At 68.2% G+C, this 22,343-nt stretch carries 24 protein-coding genes; 12 read left to right on the top strand and 12 right to left on the bottom strand.

Going from position 1 to position 22,343, the window contains the following annotated elements:
• Window positions 1-38 precede the first annotated feature (38 nt).
• The 5 genes from nuoL (at window position 39) to QFW96_RS10880 (ending at window position 7,836) form a co-directional block, all read left to right on the top strand.
• Window positions 39-2,024: an NADH-quinone oxidoreductase subunit L gene (gene nuoL, locus QFW96_RS10900; RefSeq protein WP_406688563.1), complete on the top strand. Its 1,986-nt coding sequence runs from the start codon at window positions 39-41 to the stop codon at window positions 2,022-2,024.
• Between the two features lie 55 nt (window positions 2,025-2,079).
• The gene (locus QFW96_RS10895; protein ID WP_281455445.1) at window positions 2,080-3,657 is read left to right on the top strand and encodes an NADH-quinone oxidoreductase subunit M; all 1,578 of its coding nucleotides are present in this window, start codon (window positions 2,080-2,082) and stop codon (window positions 3,655-3,657) included.
• 44 nt (window positions 3,658-3,701) lie between these two features.
• Window positions 3,702-5,243 (top strand): NADH-quinone oxidoreductase subunit NuoN, encoded by a 1,542-nt coding sequence (gene nuoN, locus QFW96_RS10890; protein WP_281455476.1) that lies wholly within the window; start codon window positions 3,702-3,704, stop codon window positions 5,241-5,243.
• A 47-nt stretch (window positions 5,244-5,290) separates the two neighbouring features.
• Window positions 5,291-6,319: a polyprenyl synthetase family protein gene (locus QFW96_RS10885; protein WP_281455444.1), complete on the top strand. Its 1,029-nt coding sequence runs from the start codon at window positions 5,291-5,293 to the stop codon at window positions 6,317-6,319.
• A gap of 212 nt (window positions 6,320-6,531) precedes the next feature.
• Window positions 6,532-7,836: a sunset domain-containing protein gene (locus QFW96_RS10880; protein ID WP_281455443.1), complete on the top strand. Its 1,305-nt coding sequence runs from the start codon at window positions 6,532-6,534 to the stop codon at window positions 7,834-7,836.
• A gap of 30 nt (window positions 7,837-7,866) precedes the next feature.
• Here the strand turns inward: QFW96_RS10880 and QFW96_RS10875 are convergent, their stop codons facing one another.
• The gene (locus tag QFW96_RS10875; protein ID WP_281455442.1) at window positions 7,867-8,313 is read right to left on the bottom strand and encodes an Lrp/AsnC family transcriptional regulator; all 447 of its coding nucleotides are present in this window, start codon (window positions 8,311-8,313) and stop codon (window positions 7,867-7,869) included.
• Between the two features lie 74 nt (window positions 8,314-8,387).
• Here QFW96_RS10875 and ddaH point away from each other — a divergent pair, with 74 nt between their 5' ends.
• On the top strand, window positions 8,388-9,242 hold the full coding sequence (gene ddaH / locus QFW96_RS10870; RefSeq protein WP_343231370.1) for a dimethylargininase: 855 nt from the start codon (window positions 8,388-8,390) through the stop codon (window positions 9,240-9,242).
• Between the two features lie 66 nt (window positions 9,243-9,308).
• On the opposite strand, the gene QFW96_RS10865 is transcribed toward ddaH, so the two are convergent.
• The gene (locus tag QFW96_RS10865) at window positions 9,309-10,220 is read right to left on the bottom strand and encodes a YceI family protein (protein ID WP_281455441.1); all 912 of its coding nucleotides are present in this window, start codon (window positions 10,218-10,220) and stop codon (window positions 9,309-9,311) included.
• Window positions 10,221-10,415: 195 nt separating this feature from the next.
• On the opposite strand from QFW96_RS10865, the gene htpX reads away from it, so the two are divergent.
• Window positions 10,416-11,291, top strand: coding sequence for a zinc metalloprotease HtpX (htpX, locus tag QFW96_RS10860; RefSeq protein ID WP_281455440.1), 876 nt, complete (start codon window positions 10,416-10,418; stop codon window positions 11,289-11,291).
• Window position 11,292: 1 nt separating this feature from the next.
• Here htpX and rfbA read toward each other — a convergent pair whose 3' ends face one another.
• The 4 genes from rfbA to QFW96_RS10840 all read right to left on the bottom strand — a co-directional run bounded on the left by rfbA (window position 11,293) and on the right by QFW96_RS10840 (window position 13,911).
• Window positions 11,293-12,168 carry a glucose-1-phosphate thymidylyltransferase RfbA gene (gene rfbA / locus QFW96_RS10855; RefSeq protein ID WP_281455439.1) on the bottom strand — a complete coding sequence of 292 codons (876 nt, stop codon included), beginning with the start codon at window positions 12,166-12,168 and terminating at the stop codon, window positions 11,293-11,295.
• Window positions 12,169-12,375: 207 nt separating this feature from the next.
• Window positions 12,376-12,867: a YajQ family cyclic di-GMP-binding protein gene (locus tag QFW96_RS10850; protein ID WP_093414257.1), complete on the bottom strand. Its 492-nt coding sequence runs from the start codon at window positions 12,865-12,867 to the stop codon at window positions 12,376-12,378.
• Between the two features lie 46 nt (window positions 12,868-12,913).
• Complete coding sequence (locus QFW96_RS10845) at window positions 12,914-13,306, bottom strand: VOC family protein (RefSeq protein ID WP_281455438.1); 393 nt, start codon at window positions 13,304-13,306, stop codon at window positions 12,914-12,916.
• Between the two features lie 14 nt (window positions 13,307-13,320).
• The gene (locus QFW96_RS10840; RefSeq protein ID WP_281455437.1) at window positions 13,321-13,911 is read right to left on the bottom strand and encodes a cadmium resistance transporter; all 591 of its coding nucleotides are present in this window, start codon (window positions 13,909-13,911) and stop codon (window positions 13,321-13,323) included.
• Window positions 13,912-14,111: 200 nt separating this feature from the next.
• On the opposite strand from QFW96_RS10840, the gene QFW96_RS10835 reads away from it, so the two are divergent.
• Together QFW96_RS10835 and QFW96_RS10830 are read left to right on the top strand one after the other, a co-directional pair.
• Entirely contained in the window at window positions 14,112-14,534 is a 423-nt protein-coding gene (locus QFW96_RS10835; RefSeq protein ID WP_281455436.1) for a DUF4440 domain-containing protein, read from the top strand.
• Window positions 14,535-14,788: 254 nt separating this feature from the next.
• The gene (locus tag QFW96_RS10830; protein WP_281455435.1) at window positions 14,789-15,547 is read left to right on the top strand and encodes a S1 family peptidase; all 759 of its coding nucleotides are present in this window, start codon (window positions 14,789-14,791) and stop codon (window positions 15,545-15,547) included.
• A 585-nt stretch (window positions 15,548-16,132) separates the two neighbouring features.
• Here QFW96_RS10830 and QFW96_RS10825 read toward each other — a convergent pair.
• On the bottom strand, window positions 16,133-16,291 hold the full coding sequence (locus QFW96_RS10825) for a hypothetical protein (RefSeq protein WP_281455434.1): 159 nt from the start codon (window positions 16,289-16,291) through the stop codon (window positions 16,133-16,135).
• Between the two features lie 228 nt (window positions 16,292-16,519).
• Here QFW96_RS10825 and QFW96_RS10820 point away from each other — a divergent pair, with 228 nt between their 5' ends.
• Window positions 16,520-17,266 (top strand): SAM-dependent methyltransferase, encoded by a 747-nt coding sequence (locus tag QFW96_RS10820; RefSeq protein ID WP_281455433.1) that lies wholly within the window; start codon window positions 16,520-16,522, stop codon window positions 17,264-17,266.
• A 643-nt stretch (window positions 17,267-17,909) separates the two neighbouring features.
• On the opposite strand, the gene QFW96_RS10815 is transcribed toward QFW96_RS10820, so the two are convergent.
• Complete coding sequence (locus tag QFW96_RS10815) at window positions 17,910-18,323, bottom strand: hypothetical protein (RefSeq protein ID WP_281455432.1); 414 nt, start codon at window positions 18,321-18,323, stop codon at window positions 17,910-17,912.
• 289 nt (window positions 18,324-18,612) lie between these two features.
• On the opposite strand from QFW96_RS10815, the gene QFW96_RS10810 reads away from it, so the two are divergent.
• Together QFW96_RS10810 and QFW96_RS10805 are read left to right on the top strand one after the other, a co-directional pair.
• Entirely contained in the window at window positions 18,613-19,029 is a 417-nt protein-coding gene (locus tag QFW96_RS10810) for a hypothetical protein (protein WP_281455431.1), read from the top strand.
• Entirely contained in the window at window positions 19,022-19,381 is a 360-nt protein-coding gene (locus tag QFW96_RS10805; protein WP_281455430.1) for a hypothetical protein, read from the top strand. The genes QFW96_RS10810 and QFW96_RS10805 overlap by 8 nt, the downstream gene beginning before the upstream one ends.
• A 443-nt stretch (window positions 19,382-19,824) precedes the next feature.
• Here QFW96_RS10805 and QFW96_RS10800 read toward each other — a convergent pair whose 3' ends face one another.
• The 4 genes from QFW96_RS10800 to QFW96_RS10785 all read right to left on the bottom strand — a co-directional run bounded on the left by QFW96_RS10800 (window position 19,825) and on the right by QFW96_RS10785 (window position 21,958).
• Window positions 19,825-20,043 (bottom strand): hypothetical protein, encoded by a 219-nt coding sequence (locus QFW96_RS10800; protein WP_281455429.1) that lies wholly within the window; start codon window positions 20,041-20,043, stop codon window positions 19,825-19,827.
• A 780-nt stretch (window positions 20,044-20,823) separates the two neighbouring features.
• Window positions 20,824-21,039, bottom strand: coding sequence for a hypothetical protein (locus QFW96_RS10795; protein WP_281455428.1), 216 nt, complete (start codon window positions 21,037-21,039; stop codon window positions 20,824-20,826).
• Between the two features lie 230 nt (window positions 21,040-21,269).
• Complete coding sequence (locus QFW96_RS10790) at window positions 21,270-21,647, bottom strand: hypothetical protein (RefSeq protein ID WP_281455427.1); 378 nt, start codon at window positions 21,645-21,647, stop codon at window positions 21,270-21,272.
• 50 nt (window positions 21,648-21,697) lie between these two features.
• The gene (locus QFW96_RS10785) at window positions 21,698-21,958 is read right to left on the bottom strand and encodes a winged helix-turn-helix domain-containing protein (protein ID WP_281455426.1); all 261 of its coding nucleotides are present in this window, start codon (window positions 21,956-21,958) and stop codon (window positions 21,698-21,700) included.
• Window positions 21,959-22,343 lie beyond the last annotated feature (385 nt).

The raw sequence follows: 22,343 nt of genomic DNA, 5'->3' as shown, positions 1-22,343 counted from the left end.
GCTGCTGAGAATGACTGAGAGGGCGCGTGGTGACGGCAATGATGCTTGAAACCGCAGCGGAGGTCGCCGACGCGACCGGTCCGGCGCAGTCCTACGCCTGGCTGCTGATCGCGTTCCCGCTGGTGGGCGCTGCGATCCTGCTGATCGCGGGACGGCGGGCCAACGGGTGGGGCCATCTGCTGGGGTCGGCAACGGTGATCGCCTCGTTCGTCTACGGGCTCTGGCTGTTCACCTCCGTCGCCGGCAGCCCGGAGAGCGAGCAGGTCCGCGAGCTGCACCTGTTCTCGTGGATCCCGGTGAACGCGCTGCAGGTCGACTTCGGGCTCCGGCTGGACCCGCTGGCGATGGTGTTCGTGCTGCTGATCACGGGTGTCGGGTCGCTGATCCACCTGTACTCGATCGGCTACATGAGCCACGACCAGCAGGGGCGCACCGGCTCCGACAACACCGAGCGCCGCCGCTTCTTCGGCTACCTGAACCTGTTCGTCGCCGCGATGCTGGTCCTGGTGCTGGGCAACAGCTTCGTGACCCTCTACCTCGGCTGGGAGGGCGTCGGCCTGGCGTCCTACCTGCTGATCGGGTTCTGGCAGCACCGCCCGTCGGCGGCGGCCGCGGCCACCAAGGCGTTCGTGATGAACCGGGTCGGCGACGTCGGCCTGGCGCTGGCGATCTTCCTGCTGTTCGCGAACCTCGGCACCACCCAGTACGCGGAGGTCTTCGCCCGCGCCGGTGAGCTCTCGCCGGGCGTGCTGCTGGCGATCACGCTCCTGCTGCTGCTCGGCGCCTGCGGCAAGTCCGGCCAGGTCCCGCTGCAGGCCTGGTTGCCGGACGCGATGGAGGGCCCGACCCCGGTGTCGGCGCTGATCCACGCCGCGACGATGGTCACCGCGGGCGTCTACCTGGTGGCCCGCTCCAACCCGCTGTTCTCGCTCTCGCCCGGCGGGCAGCTGGCCGTCACCGTCGTCGGCGCCGTGACGCTGCTCGTCGGCTGCGTCATCGGGTGCGCCTACGACGACATCAAGAAGGTGCTGGCCTACTCCACGGTCAGCCAGATCGGCTACATGATGCTGGCGGTCGGGCTCGGCCCGGCCGGGTACGCGCTGGGCATCATGCACCTGCTCACCCACGGCTTCTTCAAGGCCGGGCTGTTCCTCGGCGCCGGGTCCGTCATGCACGGCATGAACGACGAGGTCGACATGCGCAAGTTCGGCGGCCTCGCCCGGTACATGCCGATCACCTTCGGCACCTTCGGACTCGGCTACCTGGCGCTGATCGGGTTCCCGTTCCTGTCCGGCTTCTACTCCAAGGACGCCATCATCGAGGCGGCGTTCGGCCAGGAGGGCTGGCGCGGCTGGGTGTTCGGCGGCGCGGCCATGCTCGGCGCGGGCATCACGGCGTTCTACATGACGCGCCTGGTGCTGATGACGTTCTTCGGCGAGAAGCGCTGGAAGGACCTGAAGTCGAGCGACGGCAAGGAATTCCACCCGCACGAGTCCCCGGCGATCATGACCGCGCCGATGATCGTGCTGGCGGTCGGCTCGGTCGCGGCGGGCATGTTCCTGGCCGGCGGCGACCGGCTGGTGACGTTCCTGTCGCCGTCGCTGGGCGAGCTGCAGGAGGCGCACCACACCGCCATCCCGCACGCGCTCATCCCCGTTCTCACGGTGGCGTTCTCGGCGCTGGGCGTGCTGATCGCGTGGCTGGTGGTGGGCCGCAAGCCGGTTCCGGTGCAGCGCCCGGCGAAGGTCTCGCCGGTCGTGCGCGCGGCCCGCGCCGACCTCGGCGGCAACAAGTTCAATGACCTGGTCGCGGTGCGCCCCACTTTCGGCCTGACCAAGGGGCTGCTCGCGGTCGACCGCAAGGGCGTCGACGGCGCGGTGTCCGGCATCGCCGGGCTGCTCACCTTCGCCTCCGGCCGGATGCGCCGCTGGCAGACCGGGTTCGTCCGGTCCTACGCCCTGTCCATGCTCTTCGGCGGCGTCGTGGTGATCGCCGCCTTGATGGCAGTGGGGATCCCGTCATGAAGCCGCCCGTCATGAAGCTGCCCGTCGAGTCCATCCAGCTCCGGGAGGAGATCCGATGACCCTGCTGCTCGCCCTGGTGCTGCTGCCCATCGTCGGGTCGGTCGTCGTGGCCCTGCTGCGCGGCAACACCGGCGCGGCGAAGTGGGCCGCGCTCGGGTTCTCCCTCGCCGAGCTGGTGATCGCGGTGGCCGCCTGGTTCGCCTACGACCCGGCCGGGCCCCGGTTGCAGCTGACCAGCTCGATCCCGTGGATCCCGTCGTTCGACATCAACCTGTCGTTCGGCGTCGACGGCATCGCGCTGGTGATGATCGTGGTCATCGCCGTGCTCACCCCGCTGGTGCTGGGCTACAGCTGGGGCGAGCGGCTGCCCGAGGGGCGCACGCACGGCGGGTTCTTCTCGCTGCTGCTGCTGGAGCAGGCGTTGACCGTCGCGGTGTTCGCCGCCACCGACGTGTTCCTGTTCTACGTGCTCTTCGAGATCATGCTGATCCCGATGTACTTCCTCATCGGCGGCTACGGCGGTGAGAACCGCACCTACGCCGCGGTGAAGTTCTTCCTGTACTCGTTCCTCGGCGGCCTGATCATGCTGGCCTCGGCGATCGGCGCCTACAGCTACAGCGCGCAGGTCACCGGCGAGGGCACCTTCGACTGGGCCAAGCTCGTCCCGATCCTGTCCGACGCCCCGGTGAACGTGCAGATCTGGCTGTTCCTGGGCTTCTTCGTCGCGTTCGCGATCAAGGCGCCGCTGATCCCGTTCCACACCTGGCTGCCGGACGCCGCGCAGCAGGCGCCGATCGGCGTCGCGGTGATCGTGGTCGGCGTGCTCGACAAGGTCGGCACCTTCGGGTTCCTGCGCTACAGCCTGCCGCTGACCCCGCAGGCCTCGCAGCAGCTGGCACCGCTGGTGCTGGTGCTGGCGGTGATCGGCGTGCTCTACGGCTCGCTGCAGGCGTTCGGGCAGACCGACCTGAAGCGCTTCGTCGCCTACGTGTCCATCGCGCACTTCGGCTTCATCGCGATGGGGATCTTCGCGTTCACCAGCCAGGCCCAGGTCGGGTCGGCGTCGTACATGGTCAACCACAGCGTCGCCACCGGCATGCTGATCCTGGTCATCGGCATGGTCATCGCGCGCGGCGGGTCGACCTGCATCGCCGACTACGGCGGCATGGCGAAGGTGACCCCGCTGCTGGCGGGCAGCTTGCTCATCGCCGGTCTGAGCACCCTGTCGCTGCCGGGGACGAACTCCTTCGTCAGCGAATTCCTCGTGCTCGTCGGGTCTTTCGCAACCCGACCGGTGTACGCGACGCTGGCCACGATCGGCATGGTGCTGGCCGCGGTCTACGTGCTGCGGCTGTACCAGCGCACCATGCAGGGCCCGGTGCGCGGCGACGCGCTGCTGGGCACCGCGGGCGGCCCGGGAGCGGTCACCGACCCGAATCGCGAAGGCGCGCACCGGCTCCGGTTCGCCGACCTCGGCGCCCGGGAGGTCGCCGTGCTGGCCCCGTTGATCGTGCTGATCGTCGGGCTCGGCGTGTACCCGAAGCCGGTGCTGGACGTGATCAACCCGTCGGTCGCGGCAACCATGAGCGAGGTCGGCGTCACCGACCCCGTGACCTCGCAGGGAGGTAACTGACAGTGGGAGCGTTCATGGGAGTGACCGCCGGCTTCCCGAGCCAGCTGGGGCACGTCGAGGTCCCGCCGATCGACTACGCGGCGATCGCGCCGGTGCTGGTGATCCTGGGCGCCGCGTGCCTGGCGATCCTGGTCGAGGCGTTCCTGCCCCGGCACCAGCGGTGGTCGGTGCAGGTCGGGCTGAGCCTGGTCGCGATCGTCGTCGCCGGTGTCGCCCTGGCCGTCTTCGCGCGGTCCGCGGGCACCGGGGTGACCACGCTGTCGGACTCGCTGGCCGTCGACCCGCCGACGCTGTTCCTGTGGGGCACGCTGCTGGCGCTCGGCCTGGGTTCGGTGCTGCTGATCGCCGACCGCTCGGTGGAACCGGGCGGTGCGTTCGTGGCCGAGGCGACCCCGGCCGAGGGCCCGGGGACGATGAGCCGCGCCGCCGCGTCGGCGGCCGGGATGCGCACCGAGGTCTTCCCGCTGGCCCTGTTCTCGCTCGGCGGGATGATGGTGTTCTGCGCGGCCAACGACCTGCTGACGATGTTCATCGCGCTCGAGGTGCTGAGCCTGCCGCTGTACCTGATGTGCGGGCTGGCCAAGCGCCGCCGGCTGCTGTCGCAGGAGTCGGCCGTGAAGTACTTCCTGCTCGGCGCGTTCGCCTCCGCGTTCTTCCTCTACGGCCTCGCGCTGCTCTACGGCTACGCGGGTTCGGTGAAGCTGCAGGCGATCGCCGACGCCACCGCCGGCTCGGAGCGGTCGGACACGCTGCTGTTCGCCGGTCTCGGCCTGCTGCTGGTGGGCCTGCTGTTCAAGGCCTCCGTCGGCCCGTTCCACACCTGGACCCCGGACGTCTACCAGGGCGCCCCGACCTCGGTGACCGGTTTCATGGCGGCCTGCACCAAGGTCGCGGCGTTCGGCGGCATCCTGCGCGTGCTGCAGGTGGCCTTCGAGGCCTCCAGCTGGGAGTGGCGCGGCGTGGTGTGGACGATCGCCGTGGTGTCCATGGTCATCGGCGTGGTGCTGGGCCTGACCCAGCGCGACATCAAGCGGATGATCGCCTACTCGTCGGTGGCGCACGCCGGGTTCATGCTGCTCGGAGCCCTCGCGCTGTCCGACCGGGGGCTCGCGGCGACGCTGTTCTACCTGCTGGCCTACGGCTTCACCACGATCGCCGTGTTCGGTGTGATCAGCCTCGTGCGGCGCTCCGACGGTGAGGCAACTCACCTTTCGGACTGGGCAGGTCTGGCAAAGCGGTCACCCCTCGTTGCCTGGGTGTTCACGTTCCTGCTGCTCGCCCTCGCGGGCATCCCCATGACCAGCGGTTTCGTCGGGAAGTTCGTGGTCTTCGAGGCCGCGCTGACCGACGGGATGGCCCCGCTGGTCGTGGTGGCCCTGGTGGCCAGTGCGGTTGCGGCCTTCTTCTACCTTCGTGTCATCGTGCTGATGCACTTCCAAGAACCGGCTGCGGACGGCCCCACCGTCAGCGTGCCGGGTGCGTTCACGACGGCGGCGATCACGCTGGGCGTGGTCGTGACGCTGTTGCTGGGCGTGTTGCCGACGTTGGCCCTGGACTGGGCGAACGTCGGTGGCTTCGTGTCGTAGAGTGCTCGCCCGTAGGGCGATCGTGGGGGAGCGAAGGCGACGGTGACGTGAGCAGGCCAGCGGATGACCCGATCAGTGAACTGACGGCAGGTGGGTCGGGTGGTTTCCAGATCACCGACGCCGCGTTGGCCGACTCGGTCAAGCAGGGCATGGCGCGCGTCGAGCAGCTGCTGCACCACGAGGTGCGCAGCGACCTCGACTTCGCCACGCGCACGTCGCTCCACCTGGTGGACGCGGGCGGCAAGCGGTTCCGGCCGCTGTTCGTGCTGCTCGCCGCCCAGTTCGGCGACCCCGCGGCGGACGAGGTGATCAAGTCCGGCGCCGTGGTGGAGATGATCCACCTTGCGACGCTCTACCACGACGACGTGATGGACGAGGCCACCATGCGGCGGGGTGCGACCAGCGCCAACGCCCGCTGGGACAACTCGGTCGCGATCCTCACCGGCGACTTCCTGTTCGCCAAGGGCTCCCAGCTCATCGCCGACCTCGGCGCCGAGGCCGTTCGCCGGATGGCGATCACCTTCGAGGCGCTGGTCACCGGGCAGATGCGGGAGACCGAGGGCGTCCGCGACGGCGAGGACGCCGTCGACTTCTACCTCAAGGTGATCTACGAGAAGACCGGTTCGCTGATCGCGACCGCCGGTCGCTTCGGCGCCTGGTTCTCCGGGGCCGACGAGGCGACCGTCGAGTCGCTGGAGCGCATCGGCAAGCTGATCGGGACCGGGTTCCAGATCTCCGACGACATCATCGACATCGCTTCGCCGTCGAAGGAGTCCGGCAAGACCCCGGGCACCGACCTGCGCGAGGGCGTCAAGACGCTGCCGATGCTGTACGCCCTGGCCGACGAGAACTGCTCGCCGCGACTGCGGGACCTGCTCTCCCGCCCGCTGTCCTCCGACGCCGAGGTCGCCGAGGCCCTGGAGCTGCTGCGCGGGAGCAGCGGTCTGGAGCGGACCCGCGGCACGCTGCAGGAGTTCGCCGACGACGCGCGCAAGGAACTCGCCTCGCTGCCCGACGTGCCGGCCCGCGAGGCGCTGTCCTCGCTGGTCGACTACGTGGTCGCGCGCACCTGGTGAGCCGTCTCGTGATCTGCGTCGTCCCGTGACCTGCGCCGTCCCGTGATCTGGGTTGTCCCGTGTTGTGGGCCGCATCGTGAGCCGGCTGTTGTCTTGAACTTGCCGCGTGCGTCACGAGCGGGTCAAAGAGGTACCGGGGCGCGTCGGACGCGTGGTAGGAACCCGAGGATGACCGGCGGTGCCGCTGGAACCCCGGAGGAGGGACGTCACTCGTGATCACCTGGCTGTTCACCCAGGTGTGGCTGTGGAGCCTCGCCGCATTTCTGCTGGGTGCGTTCATCACCTGGCTGCTGTTCGTCCGGCCGCTGCGCCGCCGCCTGAAGGCGGAGCTGGCCAGGCCGCTGTACGCGGAGCCCGTGTACGACGAGCCCGTGTACGACGAGCGGGTCTACGAGGACGCCGCCCACGTCGACGACCGCTTCCGGGACGACCACTTCCGGGACGAGCACCACCCGGACGACGGCTACGCGGGCGAGGAGTACGCGGACGATCGGACGGTCGCGCACCAGCCCGCTCCGCTGGACCTGCTGGAGCAGCCGCGCCAGTGGGAGCCGCCGGAGGAGCAGCAGGACGAGTGGGACCGCAGGCCCCGCCCGTGGGTGTCGCCGGAGACGCTGCGCTCCGCCCCCACCGGGACCCAGCGCCTGCCCGAGCCCGACCCGGAGCCCCAGACGGAATCGGATCCCCAGCCGGACCCGGAGCCCCAGCCGGACGCGGTGGTCGAGGCGGATCTCGAACCGTCGGGTGACAACACCTGGTTCCGCAATCCCGAGGCCGAGGAGGCCCGGGGCGAGACGCGGCCGTCGCAGTTCCCGCCGGGGGCCGACGAGGAGGACTCCGGGCAGCTCTCGGGTCAGCTGCGCTCGCTGTTCGAGCCGGAATCCGCGGGTGGGGCGCAGGAGCCGTACACGCCGCCGGTCGGCGCCGACGCCACCCAGGTCATCCCGGCCGTGCCCCGCGAGCAGGACGCGTCCGCGCAGGTCACCGGCAGCCTCGACGACGCAGGGGCGCCCGCCGCGGCACCGCTGCCGAAGCGGACGCCGCAGCCGCGCCCCGAGATGGCGCACACGGCTCAGGACGACCCGGCTCGCGACGACTCCGGCCGCGCCGACGTTCCGCAGATCCCGGAATCGCTGCGCAGGCACGTCGCGGACGGTAGGCCGCTGCCGAAGGCGGACGAGAGCACGGGCGACCCGGCGGAGATCAAGCTCGTCGACAACCCGGACGAGTCGTCCCCGCTGCCCCGCCGGACCCCGGGCGCGGGTCCGCACCCCGGCCGCGACGCGAAGTGGGAGACCCCGTCGGAGTCGCCCAAGCAGGGGTCGCCCAATCAGGAGTTGCCGAAGCCCGAGCCCGCCAAGCCGGAGTCCTCCTCCGGTCCGATGATCAAGGGCCACTCGGCGTCCCGGAAGTACCACAGCCCGGAGTCGCCCGAGTACGACCAGATCACCGCCGACGTCTGGTTCCGGACCCCGTCCGACGCCGAGATCGCGGGGTTCGAGCCCTGGCACAGGTGAGCCCCCGCAGGGGCTCAGGCGGGCCGGGGTTCACTCGGCCTGCTGGGGCTGGCGTTCGAGCAGGCGGGACAGCACGACCGTCGAGACCGTGCGGGAGACGAAGTCGACCTCGCGGAGCCGTTCCATCGCCTCCTCCAGGTGGTGGATGTCGGCCGCGCGCAGGTGCACGATCGCGTCCGCCTGCCCGGACACGGTGTAGGCGGCGATGACCTCCGGCAGCGGTTCGAGGCCGGTGCGGATCCGGTGCGCGGGGACGTTGCCGTGGCAGTGGACCTCCACGAACGCCTCGGTCCCCCAGCCCAGCGCCTCCGGGTCGACCACGGCGGTGAACCCCTGCAGAACGCCCTGGTCGAGCAGCTTGTCCACCCGTCGTTTCACCGCGGGCGCGGAGAGCCCCACGTCGGACCCGATCTCCGCGTAGCTCGCGCGCGCGTCCGCGACCAGGCGCGAAATGATTCGTTGATCCAGGGCATCCATGCGCAACATTCTGCCGCATATCGCGAACGGAGCGGCGTTGATGGTCGGTATCAACACCGCTTAGATTTCGATTCATGACGGCAACAGCGGCGCGACCCGCCGACACGTTCGCGGCCGAACAGGCCACCGCACGCCACTTCCTGATGTGCCCGCCCACGTACTTCACCGTCGAGTACGTGATCAACCCGTGGATGAACCCGGACGAGCCGGTGGACGCGGAACTGGCGATGGCGCAGTGGGAGGAGCTCAAGAACACCTATCTCCGGCTCGGCCACACCGTGGACACCATCGAGCCGCAGCCGGGCCTGCCCGACATGGTCTTCGCCGCCAATTCGGGGACCGTCATCGAGGGCCGCGTGCTGGGATCGAGGTTCCGCGCGCCGGAGCGGGCCGCCGAGGCCGAGCACTTCCGCCGCTGGTTCGTCGCGCACGGCCACCGCGACCTGGTGATGCCGACGCGGATCAACGAGGCGGAGGGTGATTTCGCCTGGACCGGCGAGGTGCTGCTGGCCGGGACGGGGTTCCGCACCGATCCCGCGGCGCACGCCGAGGCGCAGGAGGCGCTGGGGGTGCCGGTCGTCTCGCTCACCCTCGTCGACGAGCGCTACTACCACCTGGACACGGCGCTGTTCGTGCTGGACAAGGGGCCGAACGCGCAGATCGCCTACTACCCGGAGGCGTTCTCGGAGGGCTCCCGGCGGGTGCTGGCCCGGATGTTCCCGGACGCGGTGATCGCCGACGCGGCCGACGCCGCCTGCCTGGGCCTCAACGGCGTCTCCGACGGCCGTCACGTGGTGCTGCCGGTCGAGGCGACGGGACTGGCCAAGCAGCTGGAGGACCGGGGCTACGAGGTGATCGGGCTCGACATGTCGGAGCTGCGCAAGTCCGGTGGCGGCCCGAAGTGCTGCACGCTGGAGCTGCACTCCTGAACCGCGGCCCCGTGTGATCGGCCGAGACGGCCGCGCAAGAGCGTTGCGCGGCCGTCCGCCGCGCCGTCATTCCATGACGGCCTGAACGCCGAGCTCGATGTTGATCGTGGGGCCGACGACCGCGATGCCCTTGGCGAGGGTGGCCTGCCAGTTCACCGAGTAGTCCTCGCGCCGCAGGACGGCCTTGGCATCGCACGCGACCCGCAGGTCACCGTCGAAGCCCGGGCCCTGGAACCTGCGCTGCCCCAGGTATGAGGTCTCCAGGTCGACGGGGCTGGTGGTGCCGCGCAGCGTGAGCCGGCCGCTGACGTTCCAGCGGTCCGCGCGCAGGTGGGTCAGCCGTTCGCTGCGGAACAGGACCTTCGGGTGCGACTCGACGTCGAGGAAGTCCGCGGACCGCAGGTGGTCGTCGCGCATCTTCACGCCGGTGTCGATGGAGGCCGCCTCCATGACGACCTCGATCTGGGAGTCCTCGAACCTGGGCGCGACCTCGATCACGCCGTCGAACTCGCGGAACTCCCCGTGGATCTTGGACATCCCGATGTGCTGGGCGACGAACCGGATCTCCGTGTGGTACGGGTCGAACCGGTAGCGGCCGGGCTGCGGGAGCTGCAGCGAGTCATCGGGTTCCAGGCCGAGGTTGCCGAGCGGGGTGTGCTGGTTGACCTGCACCTGGATGCGGGTGCTGTACCGGCGGTAGCCGCCGGAGGCGACGGACAGCCGGTGCGTGCCGGGCGAGACCGCGAGCGCGAAGCCGCCGTAGGAGTCGGTCTGCGACTCTCCGATAACCTGATTCAGCCGGTCGACGACGGTGACGCTCGCGCCGGGGAGGAGCGCACCGCGTTCGTCGTGCACCTGACCGCTCACCAGACCGCTGTCCAGTGGCGTCGGGTGGAGGGAGAATCCCCCGCCGCGTGGGGAGCGCGCCGGGGTGCCCTCGCTGGCCGACCAGAGTCGGCGCAGCTTGGCGAAAACCATTGAGAATCCCTTCTGAACATCCTCCGTTGGGGGGAAGCGGAGGATGATTTTCGGTGTCATCCGCTAGAACTTTCAGCCTAGATCGAAGCACGATTTCATCCGATCGGTGGGCGGAGTTGCATTCCGCACATCCGTTCAGCGGAACCACTCGCCGCGCCCGCGCGTTTTCCAGTTGAATCACAGGCGGAGGCAGAGGTGCACAGTCATTTCAACGGTCTGAAAACCGCGGTGCTGCTCGGCGGTATGAGCGCGCTGGTGCTGCTGGTCGGCGCGATCTTCGGTCGGGCCGGTCTGGTCATCGCGCTGGTCGTGGCGCTGGGCATGAACGGGTACGCCTACTTCAACTCGGCGAAGATGGCGTTGCGCTCGATGCGAGCACGGCCGGTGTCGGAGGCCGAGCAACCGGCGATGTACCGGATCGTGCGCGAGCTCGCGACGTCGGCGCGGCAGCCGATGCCCGCCCTCTACGTCAGCCCCACCCGGGCTCCGAACGCGTTCGCGACCGGCCGCAACCCGCGCAACGCCGCGGTGTGCTGCACGCAGGGAATCCTGGAGCTGCTCGACGAGCGCGAGCTGCGCGCGGTGCTCGGCCACGAGCTCTCCCACGTCTACAACCGCGACATCCTGATCTCCAGCGTGGCCGGCGCGCTGGCCAGCGTCGTGACCTTCCTGGCGAACTTCGGGATGTTCTTTGGCATGTTCGGCGGCAACGACGAGGATCGGCCGAACCCGTTCGCGATGCTGCTGGTGGCCCTGGTCGGCCCGATCGCGGCGGCCGTGGTGCAGATGGCGGTGAGCCGGTCCCGCGAGTACCAGGCCGATGCGTCGGGCGCCCAGCTCACGGGTGACCCGCTGGCCCTGGCCTCAGCGCTGCGACGGCTGGAGAAGGGCACGCAGGCGGCCCCGCTGGCCCCGGAACCGCAGCTGGTCTCGCAGTCGCACCTGATGATCGCCAACCCGTTCCGCCCGGGCGAGCGCCTGGCGAAGATGTTCTCCACGCACCCGCCGATGGCGGAGCGGATCTCCCGGCTGGAGGGCATGGCGGGACGTCAGCTGCCGCCGATCCGCTGACTCAGGCACCCGCTTTGCGGGCGACCTCCATCACGTATTCGCCGTAGCCGGACTTGGCCTGCTTGGCACCGAGCTCGTAGCAGGCCTCGGCGGTGATGAAGCCCATCTTGAGCGCGATCTCCTCCAGGCAGGCGATCCGCACGCCGGTGCGGTGCTCCAGCACCTGCACGAACTGCCCGGCTTCCAGCAGCGAGTCGTGGGTGCCGGTGTCCAGCCAGGCGAAACCCCGGCCCAGCTCGGTCAGGTGCGCGCGGCCTTCCCGCAGGTAGGCGAGGTTGACGTCGGTGATCTCCAGCTCGCCTCGCGCCGACGGGGTGAGTCCCTTGGCGATGTCGACGACGGCGTTGTCGTAGAAGTAGAGCCCGGTGATCGCCATGTTCGACCGGGGCTCGGCGGGCTTCTCGACGATCGACAGCAGCTTGCCGCTGTCGTCGACCTCGCCCACGCCGTAGCGCTGCGGGTCCCGCACGGGATAGCCGAACAGGGTGCATCCGAGCAGGTCGCGGGCGCAGTTGCGGAGGATCCCGGAGAAGCCTTGGCCGTAGAAGATGTTGTCGCCGAGCACCAGCGCCACCGGTTCGTCGGCGACGAAGTCGGATCCGATCACGAAAGCCTCGGCCAGCCCGTTGGGCTGGGGCTGCTCGGCGTAGGAGATGTCCAGCCCGAACTGCGAGCCGTCGCCCAGCAAGCGCCGGAACAGCGGCAGGTCCGAGGGCGTGGAGATCAGCAGCACCTCGCGGATCCCGGCCAGCATCAGCACCGAGATCGGGTAGTAGATCATCGGCTTGTCGTAGACGGGGAGGAGCTGCTTCGACACCGCCTGGGTGAGCGGGTGCAACCGCGTCCCGCTCCCGCCGGCCAGCACGATCCCCTTCACACAAGCCTCCACTGAACCTCTAGTCGCACCGGCTCGTCCGGCGGACGAACCCTCGCACGAGGGTAGCCAGCGCGGAGGCCCGCGGTCGGGCCCGAGCCCGTGCGAGGTGTTCCGTGGCACGAACCCGCCACGCGCGTGCCGGTCCGAGCGCGAAGAGGCCCGTTCCGCCGGTCGGTCCGGCGGAACGGGGCCAGAGGTGCCAGGGGGTTACCGGTAGTTCTCGAACTGCAGCGCCACGTCGAAGTCGGAGGACTTCAGCAGCGAGATGACCGCCTGCAGGTCGTCCTTCTTCTTGCCGGACACCCGCAGTGCGTCGCCCTGGATCTGCGCCTGAACGCCCTTGGGACCCTCGTCGCGGACCTTCTTGGAGATCTTCTTCGCGATGTCCTGCGAGATGCCCTGCACGATCTTGCCGGTGACCTTGTAGATCTGGCCGGAGCTCGCCGGCTCGCCCATGTCCAGGGCCTTCAGCGAGATGTTCCGCTTGATCAGCTTTTCCTTGAAGACGTCGATCGCGGCCTTGCAGCGCTCCTCGGTCTCCGACTCCAGGACGACGGCGTCCTCGCCGGACCAGGAGATCTTGGTCCCGGTGCCCCGGAAGTCGAACCGGTTGGCGAGCTCCTTGGCCGCCTGGTTCAGCGCGTTGTCCACCTCCTGGTGATCCACCTTGCTGACCACGTCGAAGGACGGGTTTGCCACCTTGACTACCTCCCAAGTGCGCGCTGTTCAGGTCTGACTGAACACGCTACCGGGGGCCGAGCAGGTCCCACTTGTTACCCGCGATGTCGCGGAACACCACCACCCGCCCGTACGGCTCGCTCCGGGGCTCGCCGAGGAACTCCACCCCGGCCTCGACCATCCGCCGGTGCTGCCCGTCGAAGTCGTCCACCTGCAGGAAGAACCCCACCCGGCCTCCGGTCTGGTTCCCCGTGGCGGCGACCTGCGCGTCCCCGTCGGCCTGCGCCAGCAGCAACCCGCTCTCGGCGTTCGGCGGCCGCACCACGACCCACCGCTTGGCCCGCCCGTCGTTGGTCAGCGAAGGGGAATCCTCCACCAACTCGAACCCCAGAACGCCGACGAAGAACTCGATCGCCAAGTCGTAGTCGTCCACCACGAGAGAAACCAGGGAGATCCGCATCCGGTCATCCTCGCTCACAACCCGAACGCGCCGCCCCGGACGAGGATCGTCAAGCCGATGACGATCAGCACCGCGGGCAGCGCGAAGTGACCCCAGCGGGAGAGCGTGCGAGCGATCATCGGGCGGGTGGCGAGGTACCTGCCCGTCGCGCACCACACCGCGACCAGGCTCAGGAAAACGCTGGTGAACACGGCCATGCCACCGGTTCCGGCGGTGGCGAACACGGGCACGTACACGCCGATGTTGTCGCCACCGCCGGCGAAGGTCACCGCTGCCACCGCGGACGCGCTCGGACCACCACCGGACGCGGGCACCTCGCCCTCGTCGTCGCGATCCCGCCACGCGCTCCAGCCGGCCCGAATCCCCAGCGCGACCGGCAGCAGGCCGAGGTAGGGGATGAAGGCTGCGGGAAGCAGCTCCGCCCCCAACGCCCCGACCACCGCGACGGCCAGGATCGCCCCGAACCCGAGGTACTGACCGACCGCGATCCGCAGCGCACCACCCGGCCCGGTGACCTGCCCGTAGAACAACGCCAGTACCAGCAGGTCATCGACGTTCGTCACGGCGAACATCCCGACCGCCTCAACCACCACACCCAAACCCACCCGCGCACCTCCCACCGAAAACCCGCCGCGAGAGCTTAACGGGTGAACTCACCACCTATTCGCATGTACGTTCGACAGCCCTGTTGGGGTTTTCCCAAGAGGGCCGCCTGCACTCCTGTTTGAGCGGCGCGGGCTTGATCTCCAGTTAACTCGAAGTTCTAGCGTCGTGGTGTACCTGATCGAAGAGGAGGCCGGTGACCATGAACGACGTGCGACCGAACCTGAACGACCCCGCGGCGCAGGCCGTTGCGGAGGCTGTGGTGGGGAGTTTCGCCGCCGAGCTGCAGAAGGGGCTCGACAGCGGCGACGCGGACGTCTACGACCGCTCGTTCGCCGCGGACGTGATGTGGGGCAGCCCGTACGGCGCGACCCTGGACAGGTTCGAGGAGCTGTCCGCCGCGCACCACCGGCTGATGGCCGCGGCCGTCGCACCGCGGTCGCGGTTCGAGGTCGTCAACGTGCTCGCCCCGGCACCCGGCGTCGCGGTCGCGCACATCCGCAGGCAGGCGCTGGACGGCACGGGCTTCTCGGAGATGGCGCTCTACACGCTGATCGAGCGAGACGGCCGCTGGTGGCTGGCCGCCGCCCAGAACACCCCGATCGCCCAACCCCCATCGAGCTGAACCCATCGCCGAGCGCTCCTGTCCAGCTGGCCAGGAGCGCTCGGCGACGACGAACCCGCGAGCCCGGACGTGGCGTGATCGGGGCTCGGCGGTGCAGGAGGAGAGGTCGTGCCAGTCGCTGAAACTCCCGGCTTCGCCTCGGGAAGGTTGGCCGGAAGTACTAGATCACGTGGCCGTTGAGCCGATCCCGTTCCCGCAGCCGCTCCATAGCTTGGTGTCCGACCGGATTTGCGGGAACGTCAGGAGGATCGGACATGGTCAAGCCCGGCAAGGTCGGATGGGGCGGAGCGGCGTTGGCGATCGTGCTCACCACGGCATTGGCGCCACCGGCATCGGGGATCATCGGCGGGCACGACGCCACGGCGGAGTACCCGTTCATGGTGAGCGTTCTCAAGGACGGGCACCACTACTGCGGTGCGTCTCTGATCAAACCGGACTGGATCGTGACCGCCGGGCACTGCACGGTGAACCTCGATCCGCAGCAGCTGTCGGTGCGAGTCGGCGACCGCGACCGCACGAAGGGCGAGGAAGCAGAGGTCACCGAGGTCATCGCGCACCCGAACTTCTCCTACGAGCCGTTCCACGACGACGTGGCGGTGATGAAGCTGGATCACCCGGTGAACGCGCAACCCATCGAGGTCGCCGCCGATCCCGGACCGGAAGGCACCGCCACCCGGATTCTCGGTTGGGGCATGACCTGCGAGGACGGCAGCGAGTGCCCGGACGTGCCGATCGTGCTGCAGGAATTGGACACCGAGCTCGTCGCAGACGACCGGTGCAGCGAGAACTACAACCCGGACAACGAGCTGTGCACCGACAGCCCCACCGAGAACGCTCAGGCGTGCATGCTCGACTCCGGTGGGCCGCAGATCAAGGGACGCCCCGGGCAGTGGGAGCTGATCGGGGCGACCAGCCGCGACGGTGACGCCAACCCGCAGTGCGCGACCGGCCCGGGGATCTACACCGACCTGACCGCCCACCGGGATTGGATCAACCGCACCACCGCGGGTTGATCCCCGCTGCCGGTCCCGGGGACGTGCCTGGGACCGGCACTCGAACAGCATCCGCTTGACGGCCGGCAAATCAGCCAGCATCGCCTTCGGCGACCACCGTTGCCGCCGCCGACATCGTTCGGGGCGAGGAGGACCTGCTGAGCATCGCCGTCCGGCACGGCTACGGCTCCAGCGAGGCGTTCGGTCGCGCGTTCCGGGCGGTGCACGGCGCCGGGCCTGGTGACGTGCGCCGAGACGGAGGCCCCCTGCGATCACAACCGCAGCTCAGGTTCTGCCCTTGGTGCTGCCGCACAAATGCGGTATGGGCTGGTGCTATTGTGGTTGCAACAGCGAAACTGGTTCGCTTGTGGAGATTGAAGGAGGTGAGTTGATGACTGTCGTGGAGACGACCGCTGTGCGCGGTGCCCGGATCATCCTCACTTCCCGGGCCTCGTCCTGACCTTCGTCTGCCTTCCTCCTTCGTAGGAGCGCTTGCGGCACGCCTGTCGTCCGGCGAGGCCCCCGATCAAGGGTCTCCACGTTGTTTCATCAACCCACTTCACGCCAACCTGCACTCTCCCGTGAGCGCGTCCTGACTCTGGCCGACTACGGCTGGGGCTGCTGCCGCTGCCACACGGCGGGGTGCAGCTGGACACCCCTGGCCTGTGTGGCGTCGGCCTGCACGAGGCTGACGAGGGCCTGGACCAGACCTTCGCTGAGATCACCGAGCTGGCGCAGGACTACCGCTTCGCGGACTGCGCCCATTCCGCCGAGCCGGGTTGCGCGGTGCTGTCCGTCATCGAGGGACTGCCATCTCACCCGGCGGCGCCTGGACAGCTACTACCGGCTGCAGCGGAAGAACACCTATGCCGCCGCCCGCACCGACGCGCGGTTGCGCGCCGAGCTTGAGCGGCCGAAGAAGCAGATCGCACGCCGAGTGCGCGCCCTCAAGAAATCCCCGCACTTCAAGTCATGACGGAAAGGAATCAGGTCGTGGACCTTCCTCGCATCTTCACCATCCGCGAGAGCGGTCATCGCATCCACAACCCGCTGAGCGCGGACAAGTTGGCCGCGCTGGGCGAATCGCTTCGCCTCGCCCCCGGGACACGGGTGCTCGACCTAGCCAGCGGCTCGGGCGAGATGCTGTGCACTTGGGCGCGTGACCTCGGCTTCACCGGCACCGGGGTGGACATCAGCACGGTCTTCACCGAGCACGCTCAAGCTCGCGCTGCCGAACTCGGCGTCGCTGACCGGGTCGAGTTCATCCACGGTGACGCCGCAGGGCATGTCGCGGACGAGCCCGTCGATCTGGCCGCCTGCGTCGGCGCCACCTGGATCGGAACCGGCGTCGCCGGAACGGCCGAACTGCTCGAGCGCAGTCTCCGTCCCGGAGGGCTGATGCTGATCGGCGAGCCGTACTGGCGGCAGACCCCTCCGGACGAGGAGACCGCCAAGGCATGCCACGCGACGTCCATCGCCGATTTCCTGCTCCTCCCGGAACTGATCGAGCAGTTCCAGGAACTCGGGTACGACGTCGTGGAAATGATGCTGGCCGACCAGGACAGCTGGGACCGCTACGCCGCGGCCCAGTGGCTCAACATGCGCCGCTGGCTGGACCGGAACCCGGACGACGAACTCGCCCCCGAGGTGCGGGAAGAGCTCAACACCGAGCCCGCCCACTACTCCCGTTACGGGCGTGAGTACCTCGGCTGGGGCGTCTTCGCCCTCATGAAGCGCTGACGAGCACAGTCCCGCGCGGGCCCAGACGCCATCCCGTCCGGGCCCGCGCGGGACATGACCACTGATCGACCACCGCCAGTCGCACCGAGCCGGTAGCCGCCGCACGCAGCAGTACAACGCGAAACGGCCCCCTGATCGCTTGTGCGCTGATCAGGGGGCCGTCTCGGAGTGCCGGGTGGAGGATTCGAACCTCCGAAGGCAATGCCGGCTGATTTACAGGCTCTCGGCCAGATGGCTCCTGAACAGGCTTTTACTCCCGGCTTCGGCTGTTTGGACGTGCATTTGGCGTAGATGGCCCCCCGATGACTCCTGTGGGGCGTCGGCAGGGTCCCTCATGTCTTCTCTGAGGCTGAGGAGTCGCCTGACGGCCCTGGCGGGCGTTAAGGGCTCGGCGGTAGCCAGCGAGAGCGTCAGTCAGGCTATGGCGAGCTGTCTTTGCCACCGACTCGTCCTGTGAGTCGGAGCACAGGCGGGCGCTCAATCCATCGGATGCTGCTGCTGCCCGCAGGCGACACCGTTCGACCTCGTTCATAAGAGCATCGTGGTGTAGGGAACGTCCTCCCGAACGAGCTACCCGGCGGCTGTGAGAACGAGCAAGCGGCTGGCGGCAGTTCTCCAGCCACGGTCCATTCCGCTCGCCTGATCACAGCGCCTCGCCCTGCTCAGGCGCGGGGGAAAGGCCGAGGGCTTCGCGCACCGCGGCGATATCGTCGTCGCTGACCTGGCGGCGGGCGGTGGCGTAGGACAGGTCTGCGGCCTTGGCCAGGGTGTGCCAGCTGTAGCCGGGCTGGGTGCCGCCGGTGAAGTGTCGGCCGTAGGCCAACAGCTCGCGGATGAGCCGCTCGGCTTGTTGGCGCTGGTCGGCCGCAGTGCTCAGCGCGGCAAGCAGCTCGTCGTCGTCGGTGGCATCGACCAGGGCCTGCAGGTTCTCGGCGTAGTCTTCGCGGCGTTCCTGCGCCTCGATGGCGGCGTCGTCGAAGAACTCTGTGGGTGTGACCTCGCCTTCCCGGGGGTGCGGGTGGGCGATGCGGGCGATGTCGTTGATCCGGTTCGTCATGCGTTCATTATGGCCCATGTTATTCAAAATGAACAGAGGTATCCATAATGAACAGCTCGCGATATCGAGCCTGCGGCCGCTGGGATGCAGGTCCGGGCTGATCAACTCCCGTGTGGTGGCCTGCACCTCCTGTGGTTGATATGTGTATGACCTGCGGCGATGCTCGGCGAGCCGAGGGCTGGGCCGTTGCCAGGTGGGTTCTTGTGTTGACACTTCAGAAGTTGTTCTGAAGTATGGAGGTGTGACTACGACGGTTTCGTTCTCTCAGTTGCTCCGTTCGCCTAGTGAGGTGGTCAGCAAGCTTGAGGCTGGCGACGTGCTGCTCGATCGGCGGGACGGCGAGACCTTGCGCCTGTCCAAGGCCAAGGAGGCACAGCAGGAGATTGACACCCTGCAGGCTCTGGCGCAGTTGATCGCTTCCTCGCTCGATGATGAGGCCTGCGACCGCCTCGCCGACAAGCTGGAGCTGTCTTTCCCGTGGATCGCCTTCCTGCCCGACTCTCGCCGCCGCGAGTTCGTGGGGCAGTTCCTGCGCGTCGCGCGGGCGTGTGCCTCGGTAGGCCGGTTCGAGCGGTTGACCATCGTCCTTAACTCGTGGCGTGCAACCGCGGAAGCCTACGCCGATCCGGCAGTAACCCCGGATGGCTCCGATCTCGAGTACCTGGACGAGGCGGCGGGCGTCGACGACCCTCGCGTGGATGAGTAAGAAGACGCGGGTCGAGCGTCCGCTCAAGCGCGTCGAGTACGAGCTCGTGTTCATCACGCGTGAAGCCCAACAAGGCTGGCAGGACTGCCTGGCGACGGCCCGCAACGCCACCGTAGAAGCGTGGGAACGTCTCACGACCGCGCCCACGCACGAGGACAAACGCCAGTACCGCCTCCACGCCGACTACGCCACGGGCACCTACCAGGGGGAGACCTACGAGCGCTGGCAGTACAAGATCACCAACGGTGGGCGAATCTGGTACTTCGTCCAACCAACCCCAGAAGGCAAGGTCGCCGGACGGGTTCTGCTGGAACGCTGTAAGACCGGGCACCCCAAAGAAACCGAGCGCTAGCAGGACTGCTGGAGTCGAAACGGCGACACCACCGCGATGCCGCCAGCGTCCTCCCCAGAATCACTGGTCCCGAGAGCACCACGCGGAAGATCGGTTATGGGTGGTGATCACTGGTGAGCGAGGTGGTGATCATCGTGGGGTGGTGGTGACTCACCACGGGTCACCGTGGTGAGGGGAAGGGTGACCGCAGTGCGGCCACGGGGAGGCACGTTCGAGGCAACCGAGGGGCAACCGGCGGCGGTGTGACCAGGCTCAACGAAGTTTTTGGCACTTTGACACCGCGGTGTGATCCCCACGGGCGTGTGTGGTGTGTATGGTTCGCGTAGCCCGTAAATACGGATAACGCCACAGCCTGTGGCGGCGCTATGCATAGTGCAGACTGTCCGGGGCGGGCGCACAAACGAAGAGCCCCAGCCAGGTGGCAGCCTGACTAGGGCTCGACGTCACAGCAAGACCGGGAACTGGCTCACCACGTGCCAAACGGAAAAGACCAGTCCCACGGTTTTCACGAGAAGCCCGGCCCATTCCCAGGGTCCGGGCTTCTTGCTGCTGTCCTCCTCCGGCTGCGCCGACGGAGTCTCAGCGTCCTTCTCCGGCTCGGCCGGACAAGCCACCTTGTTGTTGATCACGCAGACGTTGAACGTGAGCTTCAACAAGGTCATCACCTCCTTGCGGATCTAACGTGACGGAGCATCCCGGCGGGATGCGCCTGCCAGCGGATGCGCTGACACGAAAGAGCCACGGAGGCCAACTCGATCACTCTGGCATATCACCCCGACGCGGACCGCAGGGGTGGTGTGTTGGTGCAATGCCAGCCGATCTTGCGCGGAAGTCTACTCATCAATCCCGGCGTGTTTGGGAAGGCTCGACGCTCGCGGGGGCGGATGAGGCCAGATCCGAGGCCGAAAACCTTGCCGGCAATGGGGTTCGGCCTCCTACCTGCGGAAATATCAAGTGTGGCATTGGTCATAGTGCGGGCGAAAGCTTTTTGGCCGGTCCGGACCGCGTCGCAACGAAATCCGCAGGTACGCGCCGACTTGCTCATTGGCGTTGTGACGCGGCAAGTCAGCGCGTGCATCAGGGCTGCCGGCTGATGATTACCTCGTGAGAGGGCAGCAGCTAGTCACTGCCGGCTGTGACGATCGAGTCCGCCGTGCCCAAGTGCTGGCAGGGTGGACCGGCTCGACGGGTGCGGCGCCGGGCAGCTGGGCGATCTGTGCCTATGGTTGTGCGCCGTCTGCGAGCGCGCGGTGATCGAGCACGTCCGCATAGGCCGCGGCTGCAGTGGGCGGGACCGGCCCGTTGAGGAGGCGGTCCAGTTGCTTCGATGGTGGGTGCTGGCTCGATCCTCAGCGCGGGCTCACTGCATCCGCCGGTACGAGCTGAGTCACCACCAGGCCGGGCTTCTGCGAGCGGTTGGTGAGCTTGAAGGTGGCGAGTGCCTACCAGTCGCCGGTGATGGTTTGGTGCCAGGCGAGCAGGACGCCGGGGACGGTGGCGGAGATGTCGATTCCGGCGGCGCGGACTCGGAGCGGAACGCCGTGGAGACCGCCGGGGCGTGGGCTGGGTGGGAGGACGGAGGCGAGCTTGATCCAGATGGGGACTGGGGCGTCTGGTCGCCGCCGGGTGCCCTGCCAGTCCCCGTCCTTGTGCGTCATGTGGTGCCTGCTCTGGTGTGCCCGAAGGGCGGGCCGGTCGAAATGGGGTGCAGGTCGACCGGCCCGCATCGGGCCCGGAGATCTTCCCCATCTGCCCGACCCGACTTGCGAGCATCGTAGAACGTAAGTTCGAAATATCGCCAGTTCTGGCCCTGCTGACCGGTCAAAGCTCCTGCTGGTGTTGCCAGTGTCTGGGCGGAGGCTGTCGCCTCGGACTTAGCTGGTCCGACTCAGGTAAGCGTCTCCGGATCAAGTGGCTGCATGCTGAATTCATCGATGCGGACGGTTGTCCATCCAAGCACGTACGCCTCGCTGAGGAAGCGGTCGATCTCAGCAAGTGCTGCGTCGTAGTCGCCAGCGTCGTGGCAAGCGAGCAGAGTTGTTACGACGGATCCAGGTGCGTTCCGGAGGGGGCGCCGGGGCTTGACCAACCCGTCGTCCTCGTGAGGTACGAACATGTCAGCGCCAACGGTGATCTCAGCGGGCTCGCCTGGTCGGACCTTGGTTTCCTTCAGGCCTTTTGCGATCGCGGCCAGGGTGGTCGCACGGTGCGCATCCGGATCTGGTGTTGATCCGTAGGTTCGTGGTCGACGTCGAAACTGCGGCATGCGCTGGAGGCTACTGCGCTCTACTGACGTGCAGCTTCGAAAATCGACGCTCAGGGGCGGTTCGCCGTTACGTAGGTGCCCATGCCGTTGACGACGGTGAGTAGGCCGGCCTCTTGGAGGTGGTGGATGGCCTTGGCTGCGGTGACCTTGGTGACGCCGTAGATCTCGGCGATTTCGGTACCGGCGGGGAGGCGCTGTCCTGGGGAGAGCTCGCCGGACTCGATGTCGGCTCGGAGGTCGTCGGCGATCTGCGACCAGACGTAGACCGGCAAGTCCCGGTTGATCCTGTCTGCGCGGCTCTCCCAGCTCATGCAGCGACGCTAAGCAGCGGGGGGAAGCTACGCCTGATGAGATGAGCCCAGAAGAGCCCATACGAGGGTGTATGAGGCTACACTTCTCCGCATGGATGCTTCCCGCGCGGAGGAGCCGAAGGCGGTCTTTGTCGACGGCCGCCGGTGGCTCGTGTGCCCGGTCGGCGGCCGTGATTGCTTCCGAGTGGTCGCGGACCTGGGGAGCATCGCTGTGGACGCGGTCGAGTTGCACGCGGAGATCCATCACCTCACAGGCGTTGGCCCAAGCCTGAGCTTTGCCGCGTATTTGCCGTGGATGGTCGTACACGGCTGGACCGCACCGGACACAGCCGGACCGCAAAACAAAGACCCCGTGACCGCTTTGATGCTGGTCACGGGGTCTTTT

Source organism: Saccharopolyspora ipomoeae (assembly GCF_029952525.1).
GTDB lineage: Bacteria > Actinomycetota > Actinomycetes > Mycobacteriales > Pseudonocardiaceae > Saccharopolyspora > Saccharopolyspora ipomoeae.
This window is presented reverse-complemented; position numbering and strand designations above follow the sequence as displayed.

What these genes read in the sequence shown, in the direction of transcription:
- QFW96_RS10830 (WP_281455435.1), top strand. Translation starts at nt 14,789, where the DNA reads ATGGTCAAGCCCGGCAAGGTCGGATGGGGCGGAGCGGCGTTGGCGATC.
- QFW96_RS10785 (WP_281455426.1), bottom strand. Translation starts at nt 21,958, where the DNA reads ATGAGCTGGGAGAGCCGCGCAGACAGGATCAACCGGGACTTGCCGGTC.
- nuoL (WP_406688563.1), top strand. Translation starts at nt 39, where the DNA reads ATGATGCTTGAAACCGCAGCGGAGGTCGCCGACGCGACCGGTCCGGCG.
- ddaH (WP_343231370.1), top strand. Translation starts at nt 8,388, where the DNA reads ATGACGGCAACAGCGGCGCGACCCGCCGACACGTTCGCGGCCGAACAG.
- QFW96_RS10835 (WP_281455436.1), top strand. Translation starts at nt 14,112, where the DNA reads ATGAACGACGTGCGACCGAACCTGAACGACCCCGCGGCGCAGGCCGTT.
- QFW96_RS10800 (WP_281455429.1), bottom strand. Translation starts at nt 20,043, where the DNA reads ATGACCTTGTTGAAGCTCACGTTCAACGTCTGCGTGATCAACAACAAG.
- QFW96_RS10865 (WP_281455441.1), bottom strand. Translation starts at nt 10,220, where the DNA reads ATGGTTTTCGCCAAGCTGCGCCGACTCTGGTCGGCCAGCGAGGGCACC.
- QFW96_RS10790 (WP_281455427.1), bottom strand. Translation starts at nt 21,647, where the DNA reads ATGCCGCAGTTTCGACGTCGACCACGAACCTACGGATCAACACCAGAT.
- QFW96_RS10795 (WP_281455428.1), bottom strand. Translation starts at nt 21,039, where the DNA reads ATGACGCACAAGGACGGGGACTGGCAGGGCACCCGGCGGCGACCAGAC.
- QFW96_RS10895 (WP_281455445.1), top strand. Translation starts at nt 2,080, where the DNA reads ATGACCCTGCTGCTCGCCCTGGTGCTGCTGCCCATCGTCGGGTCGGTC.
- QFW96_RS10875 (WP_281455442.1), bottom strand. Translation starts at nt 8,313, where the DNA reads ATGGATGCCCTGGATCAACGAATCATTTCGCGCCTGGTCGCGGACGCG.
- QFW96_RS10825 (WP_281455434.1), bottom strand. Translation starts at nt 16,291, where the DNA reads ATGGGCGCAGTCCGCGAAGCGGTAGTCCTGCGCCAGCTCGGTGATCTC.
- QFW96_RS10815 (WP_281455432.1), bottom strand. Translation starts at nt 18,323, where the DNA reads ATGACGAACCGGATCAACGACATCGCCCGCATCGCCCACCCGCACCCC.
- QFW96_RS10845 (WP_281455438.1), bottom strand. Translation starts at nt 13,306, where the DNA reads ATGCGGATCTCCCTGGTTTCTCTCGTGGTGGACGACTACGACTTGGCG.
- QFW96_RS10805 (WP_281455430.1), top strand. Translation starts at nt 19,022, where the DNA reads ATGAGTAAGAAGACGCGGGTCGAGCGTCCGCTCAAGCGCGTCGAGTAC.